General features: G+C 39.2%; 8 protein-coding genes. 7 read left to right on the top strand and 1 reads right to left on the bottom strand.

Features of this window, described 5'->3' with window-relative positions:
- Positions 1–4: 4 nt before the first annotated feature.
- Positions 5–1573 carry a DHA2 family efflux MFS transporter permease subunit gene (locus ACE1EF_RS11090; RefSeq protein WP_375720733.1) on the top strand — a complete coding sequence of 523 codons (1569 nt, stop codon included), beginning with the start codon at positions 5–7 and terminating at the stop codon, positions 1571–1573.
- A 75-nt stretch (positions 1574–1648) separates the two neighbouring features.
- On the opposite strand, the gene ACE1EF_RS11085 is transcribed toward ACE1EF_RS11090, so the two are convergent.
- Positions 1649–2587: an AraC family transcriptional regulator gene (locus ACE1EF_RS11085; protein ID WP_375720732.1), complete on the bottom strand. Its 939-nt coding sequence runs from the start codon at positions 2585–2587 to the stop codon at positions 1649–1651.
- Between the two features lie 352 nt (positions 2588–2939).
- Between ACE1EF_RS11085 and ACE1EF_RS11080 the strand changes: the two genes are divergently transcribed.
- From ACE1EF_RS11080 to ACE1EF_RS11055, 6 genes are all read left to right on the top strand, one after another.
- Entirely contained in the window at positions 2940–6203 is a 3264-nt protein-coding gene (locus ACE1EF_RS11080; protein ID WP_375720731.1) for a SusC/RagA family TonB-linked outer membrane protein, read from the top strand.
- 16 nt (positions 6204–6219) lie between these two features.
- Complete coding sequence (locus ACE1EF_RS11075) at positions 6220–8034, top strand: RagB/SusD family nutrient uptake outer membrane protein (RefSeq protein ID WP_375720730.1); 1815 nt, start codon at positions 6220–6222, stop codon at positions 8032–8034.
- Between the two features lie 21 nt (positions 8035–8055).
- Positions 8056–10791, top strand: a complete 2736-nt coding sequence (locus tag ACE1EF_RS11070) for a SusC/RagA family TonB-linked outer membrane protein (RefSeq protein WP_375720729.1) — start codon at positions 8056–8058, stop codon at positions 10789–10791.
- Positions 10792–10803: 12 nt separating this feature from the next.
- Positions 10804–12504: a RagB/SusD family nutrient uptake outer membrane protein gene (locus tag ACE1EF_RS11065; protein WP_375720728.1), complete on the top strand. Its 1701-nt coding sequence runs from the start codon at positions 10804–10806 to the stop codon at positions 12502–12504.
- A 29-nt stretch (positions 12505–12533) separates the two neighbouring features.
- Complete coding sequence (locus tag ACE1EF_RS11060) at positions 12534–15464, top strand: T9SS type A sorting domain-containing protein (protein ID WP_375720727.1); 2931 nt, start codon at positions 12534–12536, stop codon at positions 15462–15464.
- Between the two features lie 99 nt (positions 15465–15563).
- Positions 15564–18110 carry a glycoside hydrolase gene (locus ACE1EF_RS11055; protein WP_375720726.1) on the top strand — a complete coding sequence of 849 codons (2547 nt, stop codon included), beginning with the start codon at positions 15564–15566 and terminating at the stop codon, positions 18108–18110.
- Positions 18111–18119 lie beyond the last annotated feature (9 nt).

Here is an 18119-nt window from a genome sequence, read left to right as displayed (position 1 = left end):
GCGAATGTCAAAAATCAGTTTTGATAAAATATTAGTTATCATAACCGTAGTTGCCGGTGCATTATTACAACTCATCGATTCGTCAATTGTGAATGTTTCGTTGACCCAGATGATGGGTAACCTCGGCGCGACATTAGGCGATATCAGCTGGGTAGTGACAGGTTATACTACTTCCACAATTATCATGATAACACTCTCTGGATGGTTAAGTGCCAAACTCGGACGCAAGGTTTACTTTACAGCATCCATCATTTTATTTACGGTCGCCTCTGTGTTTTGTGGTTTATCAACATCTATTTCCCAGTTAATCCTATTCCGCATAATACAGGGCATTGGTGGCGGTGGTTTATTAACAACGGCACAGGCCATACTAATTGACACTTTTCCACGAGAAGAGCTGGGAACAGCTAATGCCATATTCGGTATGGGTGTTATTATTGGCCCATCCATCGGTCCGACACTTGGAGGTTACATCACGGATCATTTATCATGGCACTGGATATTCTTTATAAATATCCCGGTTGGCATCGTGGCATCCATCCTATCCATACTTTATGTAAGGGATTCAGAATACAGATTAAAAACAGGGAAAATGGACTGGGCGGCTCTTGTACTGCTTATTCTAACCATCGGTTCCCTGCAAATCATTCTTGAGAAAGGTCAGGAAAAGGACTGGTTCCAGTCAAATTTTATAACCGCACTAACGGTCATTTCCATTTTTGCGGGCATTCTTTTTGTGTTCAGACAACTGAAGGTAGAAAACCCGATTCTGAATTTACGTTTGTTAAAAAACAGGCAATACGCTATCGGAACCAGCTTCGGATTTGTGCAGGGAATCGGACTGTATGCCTCCGTATTTGTGATACCGATTTTTTGTCAAAGCATGCTCGATTACACAGCTAAAGACACCGGCTGGTTAATGCTTCCGGGCAGTCTGGCAGCTGGCGTCATGATGCCGGTGGTAGCCACAGTCATGAAAAAAACAAAAATTTCACCCGTTGTTCTTGCAGGCATAGGATTCTCATCATTTGTTCTTTTTGTATGGTTGTTGTCAGGTATGAACCAGAATACGGGAGCCGGAGACTTTTTCTGGCCGTTGATTCTGCGTGGTGTTGGCCTGGGTCTTTTATTTATTCCATTACTTACCATTACGATCTACCCGCTGCATAATAAAGATGTACCACAGGCAACTGCATTTACCACCATGGTAAGGCAATTGGGAGGTGCATTTGGCATCGCCATGGCTACCACTTATATTAGTATTCGCAGTGTATTTCATTACAGCAATCTGAGCGAACACGTCAGTATATTCAACTCCATTTCCTATGACCGTCTACAATCCTATGCTCATCTGTTCATGTCAAAAGGCAGCGACCTGGCATCATCTTACATTAAAGCAGCTGCTGCAATAAAAGGCAACCTGATGAAACAGGCTATGATCCTGACATATAATGATGTATTTTTGATTGTAGGCGTATTTTTTGCGGCCTGCATTCCATTTTTATTACTTTTTAAAACAAAACATAAAAAGGGAGAAGATTCAGAAATACGTACAGATCAGTTAATCGAATAAGCAACTAATCCTACTTGCGCGTTCGTAAAAACAAGTTTGTTTTACATCTGAAAAGTTGATTCAGCAAAGTGTTTTTTATCGATGCATGTTCATCTTTGAAAATGATCCGGGGCTTGAACCAATGTGCTTGGTGAAAATACGTGTAAAATAATACTGATCACTGTAACCCAGTCTGTAGGCCACTTCCTTTATTTTCAGCGACTGATTCGTTAGCAGCCTTATGGCTTCCTGCATTTTTAAATTGATAAAATAGTCCATGGGGGAAGTCCCTGTTTTATTCCTGAAGATTTTATTGAGATGCGATTCAGACAGCTTAACATGTTGAGAGATGTCGGCAATTTTAATGGTTGAATTAATATTCTTTTGCATAAAAATAATGGCCTGGTCTACAGGATTAGTCACACTAAACCCTTTCACTGCCCTATATGTTTCGACATAAAAGAATGATGCGAGTAAGCCATTCAGGCTAAGATTAGCATAATTTATATTTTCCTTCGAAAAGCCTGATTCAAGTGCTGTAAGTAATTCATTAAACTGTAAAATGCGATCATCAATACGTGATTTACTGGATTGCTTTATCCAGTTTACCTTACTAAAATGCTCCGTAAAGAAGGAGCTGCGTTCGCCCCCGAAATGCAGCCAGTAAATTGACCATGGATCTTTTTGTGAAGCCCAGTAGGAATGTGCATTATCAGCGTGAATGACAAAAAAAGTATTAGGTTCCAGTTGATGTTCCGTTTCCCCGATTTTAATCGTGCCATATCCATCAATACAATAAATGAGGATGTGTTCCTTTATGCCCAGAATTCTTTTTCTGTAGTGATGCTTAGCATTCGGGTAAAATCCTATATCTGTTATATAAAGTCCGCTTATCAAAGGATTTTTTCTGATCTTCTTTAATTGCTTCTTCGATAAAACGACACTTCTGTCTCCGGTAAAATTCTCCGATTTACCTATTTCAGGAGAACTTGTTTTATAATTTTTTGTACCTCTGTTTTGTTCTGTTCCCTGCATATCTAGTCAGTTTGTTAAAATAATCAGATTGTCAAAACCGTAAATTTTGTTAATATAGGGATCGAATAAATTTTATAAAATTGTCCACAAAAGCTTCTTTAAAAATATTCATTTCTAATTTATTTAATTATCTGTTTTATTGTTAGTTATAAATTAATCACAAAACGTTATTATATTTAAAACAGAATATAACTAAATGACATTAGAAAATATTTAGATTGATTTTAAAATTTACACTTAATAAATTCTTGTAATAAATAATCGGATTGTACAAATTTATGTAAAATTATCCATTTCCTTCACATGCCAATCTCCATAAGTTTGCATTTGTTAACTAAAAAATCTGATGTTTATGAACTCAACAAGCAGGAATAGCATTAAGAATGCACTTCTTATACCTGTTTGGATTTTTCTTATTCTTTTTTTGGGATTTGGTTCTTATTTGGAAGCAAATGCAGCCACTAAAGGTAAAGATGATTTAAATGCTATTCAACAAAAGGTGAAAATTTCAGGAACAGTCGTGGATGAAACGAATGAGCCCATTCCTGGAGTAACTATTATTGTTAAAGGAACCTCTGATGGTACGGTAACAGACATTAACGGTAACTTTAGCATTGAGATACCTGTAGATGGAATTTTATTGGTGTCTTCAATTGGCTTTGGAGCACAGGAAATACCAATTTCTAAAAGTGAGACAAACCTGACAATTGTTTTAAAGGAGGAAACTTCAAATCTTGAAGAGGTAGTTGTGGTCGGATATGGTATTCAGAAAAAGGAAACCGTAACTGGATCAATGTCTTCCATTTCTTCAAATGACATTGTACAGCAACCCGTAAGTAGTGTTTCACAGGCCTTAGCGGGCAGGCTCCCAGGACTTGTCGCAAACCAATCCGGCGGTAGACCCGGAAAGGATGCCGCCACGATAAAAATAAGGGGGATAGGTACCCTTGACGCAGGTTCAGGCTCAAATCCATTAATTTTAATAGATGGTATTGAACGGGATCAAAATGCATTTAATTTCCTTGACCCCAACGAAATTGAATCCCTTTCCATATTAAAGGACGCCTCATCAACAGCGGTTTTCGGTGTAAGGGGAGCAAATGGTGTAATTCTGGTTACGACTAAACGTGGTAAAAGCGGGCCGGCACAGATTAATTACAAAGGTTCCATGGCTGTCCTTGTGCCAAGTTTCAGGGTTAATCCCCTTGACAGCTATACCCAGACAGGACTGGCAAACGAGTATATGGGCTTTGCTGCTAATTCCACGGATCCTACAGCTCCTTATCCTCAGTCGGTCAGAGACAGGTTTAAAGGAGTGATTGACAATAATCCGTTGAACACAAGTGATCCATACTTCTTTCCCAGTAGCAACTATGCAGATTTGATGATTAAGGATTATGCATTGCAGGAACAGCATAACGTTACTATTAGTGGAGGGACAGACAGGTTAATGTATTTTGCTTCACTGGGATATTTTAACCAGGACGGTATGTTTAAAAACCTGAATCCAGATATTAATAAATCAACCAGTTATAAAAGATACAATTACAGAACTAACATAGACGTAAAAATAACCAATACTACTTCAGCAAAGATTAATATTGGGGGAAGTTTTAATGAAAATATTTCGTTGGGACAAGCAGGAAGGGAGCCTGCCGAAGGTTTTTACTGGAACATGCTGGTTCACTCGTCACCATGGGATGGATATGTGAAGGATGGTAAAGTTGTATTGCTTCAGGATAATGCAAACTCTGTTCTGCTGAACAGTGACATACGCGGTTATACTGTTGAACTTGAAAACACGGCAGACTATAGTTTTATTCTCAATCAAAACCTTGATTTTATTACCGAAGGACTTTCCGCAAAAGCTACAGTATCGATGGTAAGTTATTTTGAGAATTTCATTCGTAGAGACAAGGACGAAAAGAAACGCCCTTACTGGAGACCCTACTTAAATGGAGACGAGAGTGTAAGCTTTTACCAGGTTCAGGAAAATGTATTGCCTTATAATACAACTTCACAGGCAAAAACCAGAAAAGAGTACTATGAATTTGCCCTGAATTATAACCACAATTTTAGCGGAGGACATAATGTTACGGCTTTAGCACTCGTAAATGCTGATAAATCACACTTTACGGAAACGTATTGGAATGAAATACCCAGATCCTACCTAGGTTTAGTAGGACGTGTAACGTACAATTATGCCAATAAATACCTTTTAGAGTATAACCTTGGTTATAATGGGTCAGAGAATTTTGCAGAGGGTAAACGTTTTGGATTTTTCCCGGCATACTCTGCGGGATGGACTTTTACGGAAGAAAGCTGGATCAAAAACCTGATAGGAGAACGAATATTATCGTACGGTAAATTAAGGTTTTCCTATGGGCTGGTCGGAAATGACAGAATGAGCCAACGTTTCCTTTATCTTCCGGATGTGTATGTGATGAATAATGATGCCTATACCGGATGGCGTGAAATTGGAATTAACTTTGGTTTACCGGGTCAGATACAAAACTATCCCATGGCCTACCAGGGTGCTGCAGGAAACCCCAATGTAACCTGGGAAACTTCTAAAAAAATCAATTACGGAACTGATCTGTATTTTATTGATAGCAAGTTATCGGTAAAGTTTGATTATTTCACAGAAGACAGAAAGGATATATTAATAAATCAAAGAGTAGTTCCAATTTATCAGCAGACAGGAGAACTTGCATTGAACCTGGGCCGTGTCAAAAATTCAGGTTATGAATTTGAATTAGGCTGGAACCAAAAAATGAAAGATACCAGATTCTGGGTAGATTTAAACTATTCTTTTGCCCGAAACAAAATCATAGAAATGGATGAACCACAACAAGCCTATGATTACAGGATGCAAACCGGAAGACGTGTAGGTGAACTTTGGGGATATCAACAGGAAGATTTTTTCATGACTGAAAATGAAGCCAGTGCGTACCGTGATGAATTATGGGCTACCTATAGCGCTTTAAATCCAGGTGAAAGTAAAGAAGATTATCAGGCTTATCAGATCTTTACAGCAGGGCATGATGTTTCAGCCGGTGATTTAAAATTTATTGATCGAAATGCTGATGGTTTAATTAATAATCTTGATGAAGGATATTTAGATACACCCAGTTTTCCGGAAACTATGTTTGGATTAAATACCGGAATAGAACACAAAGGATTTTCGCTATCTGTATTGTTACAGGGCGCATCAAATTTTTCAATTAATACCCGGACAAATTATAGTCCTACTCCCAACCAGGGAACGGTACTGGATTTTGTATTGGATCGGTATACTCCTGAAAAATATGCAGCGGGTGAAAGTATTTCGTACCCTCGCCTGATTAGTACAAATGACAACTGGAAATACACAGGTTCATACTGGATTAAGGATGCAACATATCTTAGAATAAAGAATATAGAGGCCGGATATACCTTTAAATCTGGTGTGAGGTTTATTGAATACTTAGGCTTAAGAAGCCTTAGAATTTATGCGAACGGAATGGATTTAATGACATTCTCAAAAATTAAAAACATTGATCCGGAAACGACCAATGGAGTACTCAGATACCCCAGATCAAAAGTCATTAATTTAGGGATTAATGTTCAATTTTAATTGTAAATAAATTATCATGAAAAAGAATATAATTCATTCGGTAATATATACGTGTTTAGTAATAATTGCCACATCGTTGTTTTCCTGTCAGGAAAGTTTTCTTGAGAAGCCGGCAGGAGCTGACATTACTATTGACACCGTATTCGCATCGACCAATAATGCACAACAGTTAATTTTTTCGCTTTATCACGATAATTACTTTGGGGCTGACAATATAAACCTGAGCTGGTGGGACGGTTACCTTAGCTGGTCTGACATTGGTGAACAAATGTATGTTCCGAATATCAGCGACAACCAATATATGAAATATGTAAATGGAACACTCAGTTCTGCAACGACACAGATCTATCCGCTTGACTATTTATTCCAGGCGGTGAGAACCTGTAATACATTTATTGAAAAGGCAGCTTCAATACCTACTACATCATCAAGCGAAGAGGAATATATCCAACGCATGCTAGGTGAAGCTCATGCTCATATCGCCTACCAGTATTTTAAAGGTTTTAGAGTATGGGGAAGTTTACCCTGGATTAATAAAAGGATGGAAGGTGGTGAAGAACCTGTTCCAAGAGCTGCATTTGGAGATATGATCGATAGTATGGCTTATCATTTGGATTTAGCTGCCACGCTGTTACCCAGGAATTGGGAGGACCGATGGACCGGAAGGTTTACAAAGGCAGCAGCCAAAGCACTTAAAGCAAAAATACTGGTTTATGCTGCAAGCCCTTTGTATAACGGGCCGACTCCTGATTATGCAGCCGGATATGAACACCCGGAAGTTCTGGGTTATGGAAACGTAGATGATCAACGCTGGACAAGAGCTGCAAATGCCTGTAAAGAGGCGATAGACGAAGCAGAGGCAGCAGGCCATGCTCTTTACATGGCTGCAGGTGTTGAGCACAATGTGTATGAACTGGCTATAAACCATAATGATGAAAACATCATCTACCAGACGTTTGGTTCCTATAATTCAGAAGGAGGATGGGAGTATACGCATAACATGATGAACTGGCCTTATGGAATTGGTTGGTATAACCGTGTAGATGTCACCTATCAGCCTACTTTTCAGCATGTTGACGGATACCAGATGCGAAACGGAAAATTTCCTATTTCAGGTTATGAAAATGGAGACGGAACTAAACCAATTATCTCTGATGCCGGAATTGCAGCCGGATATAACGACCAGGAATACTGGAAAGACAGGGACCCACGATTTTATCAGAACATTGTATATCACGGTTCTGAATTTGGGACCAGCTATAATGACAAGCTGATTAATTTTGATATTGACCCGAATGTACCGGACAGAACACACGGTGACTGGCCCGAATTTAAAACCAGTTTTATGGTGCGAAAATTTGTAAATGAGGAGTTGGGAGCAGGTCCTTCAGTAGTATATACTCCTGTGCATCCGATTATTCGTCTGGCAGATTTATACCTCCTTTATGCTGAATCTTTAAGTGAAGCCAATAATGGTCCAACGGCAGAAGCCATTCAGTATCTGAACGATATAAGATCGCGTTCCGGAATGCCAGGATATGATGCGGCAAATTATCAGGGTTCAACCGAAAGGGAAAAGTTTCACAACGCAATTAAGTATGAACGCCAGGTAGAATTTTTCCTGGAGGGGCAGCGATACTTTGACCTTAGAAGGTGGAAAGAAGGAGACGAGTTGCAACTCGATATGGTTGGAGCGGTAATTGAAGATGGAGTTGTTTCGAGAAAGAAGATCAACTGGGTAGACTTCTTTGAGGATAAATATTATTTCCATCCATTTTATAACGACTGGGTTAATAATACTCCCGGACTATACCAAAATCCAAAATATTAACCAGCCAAATTATCGAATATTATGAGAAAGAATATAAATAAAATAGCATTGCTTGTTATCTCTTTTCTGGCACCAATATACGGATGGGCCCAGAATGATACATCTGAGATAGCAATGGCAGATCAGTTAAAAGAGATTAATATTGCTTACGGAATTCAGGAAAAAGGCACTATTACCTCTTCCATGTCTACTGTTACAGGAAATCAGCTTTCAAAAGGTGCGGTTAGCAACTTTGGCAATACCCTGTACGGGAAATTAGCAGGACTATTTGTTGAGCAGGGAGGCGGCGAACCAGGATATAACTCACCGACGCTCAGAATAAGAGGGGCAAACGGAGCACCGCTGGTTATAATAGACGGATTTGAAAGAGATATGACCTATTTGAATCCGGAAGAAGTTGAAACCATTTCTGTGCTTAAAGATGCTTCTGCAGTTGCATTATATGGAATGAAAGCAGCTAACGGTGCAATTATCATAACGACAAAAAGAGGTGAAGTGCAGAAACGTAATATACGGTTCAGAGTGCAATCCGGCATGCAAAGTCCAACTAATTTAATTAATGTTCTTGGTGCTCGTGATTACATGAACATCTACAATCAGGCAGCTGTGAATGATGGACTGAGCCCCAAATATTCTGACGCAGATATTGCAGCAGCCGGGTCATCACCTCTTTTTCCCGATGTGAACTGGTATGATCAGGTTGTTAAAAAGGCATCGAACGTTTCAAGGGCGAACCTTGAAGTACAGGGAGGCTCAGACTTTATCCAATACTTTATTAATGTTGGGTTCCTTTACAACGACGGGATTTATAAACCTGTAAACCCCGATATGAAAGCCAATGCGAACCTGACCCAGTTTAATCTGCGTTCCAATATAGATATTAATATATCGAAAAGAACGCGGTTTTCCATGGATCTGGCAGGAATGGTAAACAACAACAGTTTCCCGGCATATTCAGCAGGCGAAATATGGACAGCCATGTATACCTTGCCACCGAATGCGTTTAATGTAATAAATCCAAACGACAGTTACGGTGGTACCTCGTTGCTTACTAATAATCCTTATGCAATGATTGAGTATGGAGGTAGAAATAATTCAGTTACCAATTTTCTGAATGCAGGATTCTATTTAACACAGCAACTCGATTTTATTCTGGATGGACTTTCAGCCGGAATAGGTTACGTAATTGATAATGGAGCTGTTAACGGTGATGGCAACTGGAGGTATTTTCCCGTTCAGCAGATTGGGTCTGCTGCTGGAAATACCTACAGCTACTATAGATATGGCGAAGATTCTCCGTACAATACATGGAGCAATGCAAGTAGCGTAAGAAATAATGTGGTCAATGCCGATATCAGATACAACCTAACATCTGTAAAGAAGCATGACTTAAACGTTTTACTCCGTTACGAGGGAGATAGAGAATACCGTGCAAATTCCGATTTATCACCATACCTTACCAATAATTATGGAGCAAGAGTAAATTATGCATATGCAAAAAAGTATGTATTGCAGGCTTCGGCCAGCTACTTTGGCTCAGATCAGTATAAAGAGGGTAGCCAGTACGGTTTATTTCCTTCGGTATCTGCAGGCTGGGTATTTTCGAAAGAAGATTTCCTGTCTGACAACAGTTTTATCAACTTTGGTAAGTTAAGAGCGTCTTATGGTATTACAGGCTTAAACCGTTATGTTAACGGAAGGTATCCTTTTATGCAGTTCTATAATGGAGGTGGTTCATTCCCGATTGGTACAGAATGGAAAATTATTGAAGGTGGTGGTATTCAACCCGGCATGTTGGCTAATTCCGATATTCAGTGGGAGATTTCCAAAAAAATGGACATTGGTATTGATTTGGAGATGTTAAATCATGTGTCCTTGGCTTTTGATTATTTCATGGACAAAAGGTCGGATGTTTTGTATATTGATTATACTCATCCATCTGTTACCGGAGCTGATCTTCCGTATGAGAACATTGGCAAACTTACCAATTCCGGATTTGATCTCTCGTTAGGTTATTCCTCTCAGGACAAAGATTTTAAATGGCATACAAACCTGGTATTTTCATATTTCAATAATACAATAGATGAAATGGGAGAATCGCTTAACGGATCATCTTTAGCACATCTGAACAAAACGGGTAATTCTGTTTCCACTGTTTACGGGTACGAGGTTGATGGCTATTTTGAGAGCACAGGAGATATACAGGCATCTCCGGTTCAAACCTTTGGCACGCCAAGGGTTGGTGATTTAAAATATAAGGATTTGAACAACGATCAGATTATTGATTCAAGAGATATGGCAGCAATTGGAGATATGGTAGGCAATATGGATGCTGGTCTCAATCTTGGATTTGAGTATAAGGGATTTGACCTTGATGCCATGTTTCAGGGAAAGTTTAACAGGGATATTGTACTATCAGGAAATCAACTATACCAACCTTTCTTAACGGGTAATGCTGTGACTGAAATTGTAAACGAAAGTGGTTTTCCAGCTTTGTCGTTAACCAATGCCAATAATTATCAGCCTTCCTCTTATTGGGTACGTCAAGGTAACTTTATTAAACTTCGGAATCTGGAACTTGGATACTCACTTTCTGTGAATACTTCCAGAAAAATTGGATTAGAAAAAGTCAGGTTTTTTATCAGAGGTGTTAATATGCTGACAATGAGCAATTGGAAATATACAGATCCTGAATTTACAGGAATAGGATATCCCCCGATGAAATCTTATTTCCTGGGTTTAAATCTTAACTTTTAATACAGAACTGATATGAAACATTATATAAAAATATCAACGATTTTAAGTATCCTGATTATTATATTCTCATCGTGTCAGGAACTCAGTATGGAACAGGACACCGGTGTTACTGATGGTCTTATGTGGAACAATCCGACATATATCGATCGGTACATGGTTGATCTGATCAGTGAAATGCCCAACGGATTTAGTCCTGAAGGATTTAGCCAGGGTGAATTATTTGGCAGTGCTACTGATGAAGCGGAAAATGCCAATCCTTTGGCAGGCATTCAGAACTTTAATTCAGGCAACTGGAATGCAGTTTCTCATCCCGATAATATCTGGATCAAATATTACCATGCCATTTATAAGGCGAACCTGTTTTTGAAGAAAACCAAAAACACAACGTATGACACCTTTGAACCGGCAAACAGGCAGGTTTACCTGGATAATCTTGAGTCGTACAAGTCTGAAGCTCGTTTTTTAAGGGCGTTGTATTATTATGAGCTGATTAAAAGATATGGGGCAGTCGTTTTGGTAGGTGACAATGTAGTAGAAGACATCAGTGATTTGTCAAATTCTGCATTTGACGCAACAAGGTCTCCTTTTGTGGCCTGTGCCAAATACATTATTAATGAATGTGACTATTTAATCGATAATGAACTTCTGCCATTGCTGGATGAAGGTGCAGATCAGGGCAGACCCAATGGCACTGCAGTTAAAGCGTTAAAGTGCAAAACATATTTATTGATGGCCAGTCCTGCATATAATAGTGCAGTAACTGAAGGTTCTGAACAACAAAAAGTTTACTGGAAGGAGGTTCTGGATATCGCACAGGATATTGCTTTTGACCGCGTATTTACTTTCGGACCCTATGACCAGTTTGATGGTACCAGTCCTGAAATCATCCTGGGATATCGTCAGGCTGATATTAATTATATAGAGAGGGTTAACTTTCCGGTTGGATCAGAAGGAGTTAATGCCACGGGAAGCACCAACCCTACCCAGAACCTGGTAGATGCTTACAGGATGTTAAATGGTAAAAAGATTGATGATCCTGATTCTGGTTACGATCCGGCAAACCCATACGTTAACCGGGATCAAAGATTGTTGCATACCGTAATAGTAAATGGAAGCAACTGGGACGAACGAAACGCTGAATCAAGAATAATCGAGATTTTCAAAGGAGGCCGTGACGGTATGGATCGTGCCTACGGAACAAAAACGGGGTATTATCTGAGAAAATTTCTGGATCCGACGCTTGACCTGAGGCAGGATCAGACATCAAACCGCGAATGGCCTGTTTTCAGATTCGCCGATATAGTGTTAATCTGGGCTGAAGCTGCCAATGAATTGTATGGTCCTTCAACGTTGGGAGAATCATACCTGACTGCTACAACCCTCTTGAATCAGACAGTTGTAAGACATGGTGGATTACCGGAAATTGAGCTCAACAGCATGACGCAGGCAGAAATGAGAGACAGGATACGTGAAGAACGTTTTATTGAGTTTGCGTTTGAGGATCAGCGAGCCTGGGATTTACGCAGATGGGGAATTGCTGTTGATGTATTAAGTCAACCGGTATATAAAATGGAGGTAACTAAAAATGCTGATGGCACCTATAGTTACCAGGAAAAGGAACTTGAAAAAAGGTACTTCGAAGAACGCATGAATTTATACCCCATCCCTCAGAGTGAAATAAACAATGGTTTATCTCAGAATCCGGGTTGGTAATGTAATTTTGAAATTTAAAACTTGAAGAAATGAAACGAATAAAATATTTAATTGCATTATTACTAAGCTGCTGGTTTTTCGGTCAGGTAAATGCACAGGAGCATTTTATGCCCAAAACGGATGGGACGAAATATTACCTGCTTATTTATGATGGAGCGGGAAACGAAAAAGTACTGAGCTATCATCCTGAGGTAGCATCGTGGTCCGATCAGGTCGGTTATTCAGAGTATTTTGACGGTTCGGGCTCCCAGCTTTGGGTGTTTGATGAGCAGGAAGGAAATCCGGGTTATATCAATGTTCGGAACCTCGACGAAAGTTTGTCAGATAAGTATTTTTTGAAATCATGGAGCAATCTGGCCTATATAGAGCCACAGGATGCAGAACATGGGCGTGAAGGAAACGAGACTCATGATAAGGAACTGGCATTTCGATTCACCAATATTTTTGATGATTGGTATGCCTTCGAAACCATTGATAAGCCAGCCGATTTAAGTGGAATGAATTACACGCCTGGTCCGAATGCTCTGAATTTTGACGCAAACGGTGTAGCTGCCTTTCGTCTAAAGACTGCTGACATAACACAGGAAAATGCCACCAACTGCGTTTTCAAACTGGTAGAATTTGATCCTATTGCCCTGTTCGAATCTTCTATCGAAAAAGGCATGGAATTGTATAATGCTCATTCTGATATTTCGGAGGTAGTATTGGCTGATTTTTTCTATGCGCTGGAAAAGGCCCGTGAAGTTAGGGTATTTGGAACAGATGGAGAAATGCTTAACTATCAGGCAAATATTGATGAAGCACTGGCATTCTTCAATAACTATCTTGATTTATCCTCTGATGTTGAATCTGCAAAATCCTTTATTGCATCGTCTGAAGCAGATGAGGATGTAAAAACTTCGTTTGCGGCCATAATATCTAATCTGGAGGAGTTTTTGAACTCTGACCAACCGGATTATGCAATCATCGATAGTTTAAGGAACAACCTCTCTGTAGCAAAGAATTTAGTTGATGCTATTATACAGTCAGAAACATATGCAGCAACATTGATTGATCTTGATGATACAAGATATAACTCGGGTATGCTATTATCGGTTGAATCAGCAAAAACGATACTGGCTGATCCCACAGCCAGTGCAGATAACTATAACAGTGCCATCTCAGTTATGGATAAAGTGCAACAACTGATCAATGAATTGCTTTCTGCAAATGATCTGATTGCCAATACGCCGGAATTTGATGAGGCGAAACAGGAATTAGGGAATGCGATTGAAGATGCTCTGGTGCTGATAAATACTGCGGGACTGACTGAACAGCAGCTGGATGATGCCATTAAAGCCATGCAGAATGCTATTGTTACATTTCAGAAAGCTTTGGAAGCAGGAGACACCAGTGTTGAACTGGTAAATCCTGGTTTTGAAAATGATTTTGAAAAATGGAATTCAACTTCAGATACCGACTGGTTACCATATATAGAAAATAAAGGTGTGGATGGCTCTAAAAACATGACGATCTGGCAAAGCGCCGATTATACGTTTATTAGTTATCAATCACTTTCAAATCTTCCAAACGGAACCTACCAGATAAGTATGATGGCGGTTGTAAGTAATGACAGTACCATAGCGCTGTTTGCAAAAAGTGGTGACAATGAGGTAACAGAACCTCTCGCTTTTGAAGAGTGGACAAATACAAAACGATCACTTACAATTGAGGTAACCAACGGGGCACTTGAATTTGGTGTAAAAGGTGTTGGTGACGGCAACAGCATTCCTGGCAATAACTGGGGGACCTTTGACAATTTCGAAGTAAAATGGTTGTCGAATATTGGGCTTGTAAATCCAGGATTTGAAAATGATTTTGAAGGCTGGTCATCGACATCAGACACTGACTGGTTGCCGTATATTGAAAACAAAGGTGTTGATGGATCCAAGAATATGACGATTTGGCAAAGTGCCGATTATACGTTTATAAACGGTCAAACATTGGAGAACCTCCCAAACGGTAAATATCAGGTTTCTGTCATGGCTGTCGTCAGCAACGACAGTACGATCTTCCTGTATGCTAATGGAGGTGAACAGGTGGAAAAACCCCTGGCTTTTGAAGAATGGACAAATACAAAGAGGAAGATTGTGGTTAATGTCACAAACGGCAGTCTGATTTTTGGGGTAAAAGGAGCAGGAACAGAGAACTCAATACCAGCCAATAACTGGGGTACTTTTGATAATTTTGAGATCGTTCGGTTACCTGACATAGATCTGGTTAACCCAGGTTTTGAAGAAGACTTTTTAGGTTGGGATCATGAATCAGATACCGATTGGTTGCCTTATATCGAAAATAAAGGTGTTGACGGATCAAAAAATATGACGATTTGGCAAAGTGCCGATTATACCTTTAAAAACTGGCAAACAGTCAATGGATTGGTTGACGGTTCTTATCAGGTTTCCGTAATGAGTGTTGTCAGTAATGACAGTACGATTTTCTTATACGCCGATGGAGGTGAGATGACAGAAAAACCTCTGGCATTTGAGGAATGGTCCAACACCAAACGAGATCTGACGGTAGCAGTAAATGGTGGCTCATTAACCTTTGGTATTAAGGGGGCCGATACAGATAACCACATACCTGCCAACAACTGGGGAACATTCGATAATTTCGAACTTAAGTTACAGTCCATAATTCCTGTATATGTAACAGTTACTGCTAAAGCTGTTACTACAGATTTAGAATTTAACGGGATGGATGTCAATATAATCTATTGGCAAAAAAGACGAAATCTTAATGTTCTGGCAAACGAAAATATCGTAAAATACTCGGTATACACCATTACAGGTAAAAAAGTGGACGCTGCTGTGACACATGACAAGTCCTTGACTATACCAATGAAACAACAAGGCATTTATATTGTCAGAGTGCTAACCGAAAATGGTTTTATCAGTACTGAAAAAATTATCATCAAATAAATTATTTTATATTAGTAGCAGGAGATTTTCAACTGAATATCTCCTGCTATTATTAATGGATTGCACCGACACAGTTTATCTAAAAGCTACTGGATTTTAATGACTTTTTTAAAACTATCTTTCACTCTTGTATTATTTTATGCAAATTATTCAATATTTGCTCAAAGTAATATTATTCCTGTTGCAGACTACAGTTTCAATAATAATATGGTTATAGATGAAACAGGAAACTCAGAATTATCGCTTTATAATAACGCAAAATTAATTACGGACAGCGAAAGAGGAGCGGTACTGCATTTTACGGCAAAGGATAAAAGTTATGCTGCTTTTAACAAAAACTTACTCAATACTGATACGTGTACAATTTCATTCTTCTTTTATTGGGAGGATGCAGGTGCCGGATCATGGCATCAGCTTTTTGAAATACACAATAAGGCGACAAACTCTAATTTCTTTTTTACACCACAAATTGGCTGGGGAGATTATGGGTGTGCATTAATTAGCGACAGCCGGGATTACGGGCTTTACGAAACTGTTGAATCCATCACATTACAAAAAAATAAATGGTTACACATCGCCATAACAATAGAAGATAAACGCGTAAAGATCTACCTGAATGGTTCTGAAATATCGACAGGTTATTTAGCGATCTCACCAAGACTTATTAAGGGTAGTTCCTTATATCTTGGAGGAAATCCTGATCGATCTGATAACTATTACATATCAGCTCGTTTAGATGAGATTACAATTTTTAATCAGGTACTTTCAGCTAATCAGATTCAGGCTGTTTATAATGAAACCAATATTCCTGCACCGGTTAATAATAATACAAACTGGGGAACGGTCGGTTCACCAATAGACCTGACCATAGATCTTTCCGCAAAAAAGCAAACCATACAGAATTTTGGTTCTTCAGATGCCTGGAATACAGAACGAATAGGAAAATACTGGCCCATTGAAAAAAAAGAAAAACTTGCTGAATTATTATTCAGTACAGACATCGATTCATATGGAAATCCCAGGGGTATCGGCTTATCGGCATGGCGCTTTAATATTGGTGCGGGGACTGCAGAACAAGGGACTGCCAGTCGGATCAGTATAGAATCGCGGCGGACTGAAGGTTTTTTGAATGCCGATGGGAACGGATATAACTGGAACAAACAAATTGGACAACAATGGTTTTTACAAAAAGCCAATCAGTATACTGTACACCATTTAATCGGCTGGCAAAACAGTCCTCCGGTAGCTTACACGCAAAATCATCTTGGTTTTCGGGATTATGGTACCGCAATGGCAACAATTCTTATGCCGGAGTACTTCGATGATTATGCAGGATTTTTAGCTGATGTTTGCGATCATTTCAGTAAGGAAGGAATAGATTTTGATTATTTAAGTCCGCTGAATGAGCCCCAGTGGGGCTGGGCACCTACAACAAATGGTGGCACAGTAACTCAGGAGGGAACACCATGGACTAACGAAGAAATTTTTGATGTGGTGGCTGAGATTGACAAAGAATTTACTTCCCGCAGTATTTCTTCAAACATAATTATTACAGAGGCTGGTTCTGTGGATAGAATGATTGAGGGTACGGGTCATGCCGATAATCAGCTTAACAAGTTTTGGAATTCAGGTTCACAACTTTCATTGCTTGAAAAGGCTTCGTTTTCAGATATTGCAACCTATCACAGTTATTTTACAGATTATGGTTCAAGCCTGATTGATTTAAGGAATGAAATTTTTCAGAAATCACAGGCTTTGAATTCAAAGCCAATTTTATGGCAGACAGAGTATTCCTTGCTCGACAATGGTTATCGGTACGGTTATCCATCAGGAATAAATTTAACGGAGATGGAGTGTGCGCTTTCCCTGGCGAGGGTTATAATGGCTGATCTGAACATTGCAAATGTATCAGCCTGGCAGTGGTGGACAACGTTTGATGAAGTCAAATTTGACGGAGAATCACGTTTTGGACTGATAGAAGCTTTAACAAAAAAAGATAACAGCGATGGCAATTATCATTTGACAAAACTCTTTTATACATTTGGTAGTTTTTCACATTTCATTCGACCGGGAATGACCAGAGTTGGTTTTACCCGTTCGGATAATATAACAGTTGAGGAATCTTTTAACAATGTTGTTTTTTCAGTTTTTACGAATGCAGAGATCAATAAACTGGTACTGGTTGCTGCAAATTTCACGAAAGATTCACGCATGGTAAGTTTATCACTTAAAAATATTGCGCAGAAAGGACTGAAAAATCAAAACCTTTTTTTAACTGATGAATATGCAAATCTTGAAAAGCAGGCTATTGATCTTTCTGATGACAAACTTATTGTCCCGGCTCATTCAGTGATTACGTATACGGCAGACATTGCAGAAGAAACTCCGATTGACCAAAACCATACAGAACAAAACATGGTTGTCTGGTACAACAGTAATACCAGGGAGGTCATTGCCATCCTACCTTCTGGTCATTCGTATAAAAATCTTAAACTGTACTCGGTTTCAGGCGATCTGTTAAAAACAATCACAGTGAATCAACAACAACGGATTATAATTCCGTCAGATCAGTTAAGTAACGGTGTTTATTTCCTTACGGGAATGACATATGATCATTATGAAACGACGAAAGTTATAATACATTAAATAATCGGA

It is taken from the genome of Quyinboa sediminis (assembly GCF_042219855.1).
Lineage (GTDB): Bacteria > Bacteroidota > Bacteroidia > Bacteroidales > UBA5342 > JBHJHP01.
The sequence above is the reverse complement of the archived record's forward strand: the minus strand, read 5'-3'. Positions and strand labels throughout refer to the sequence as shown.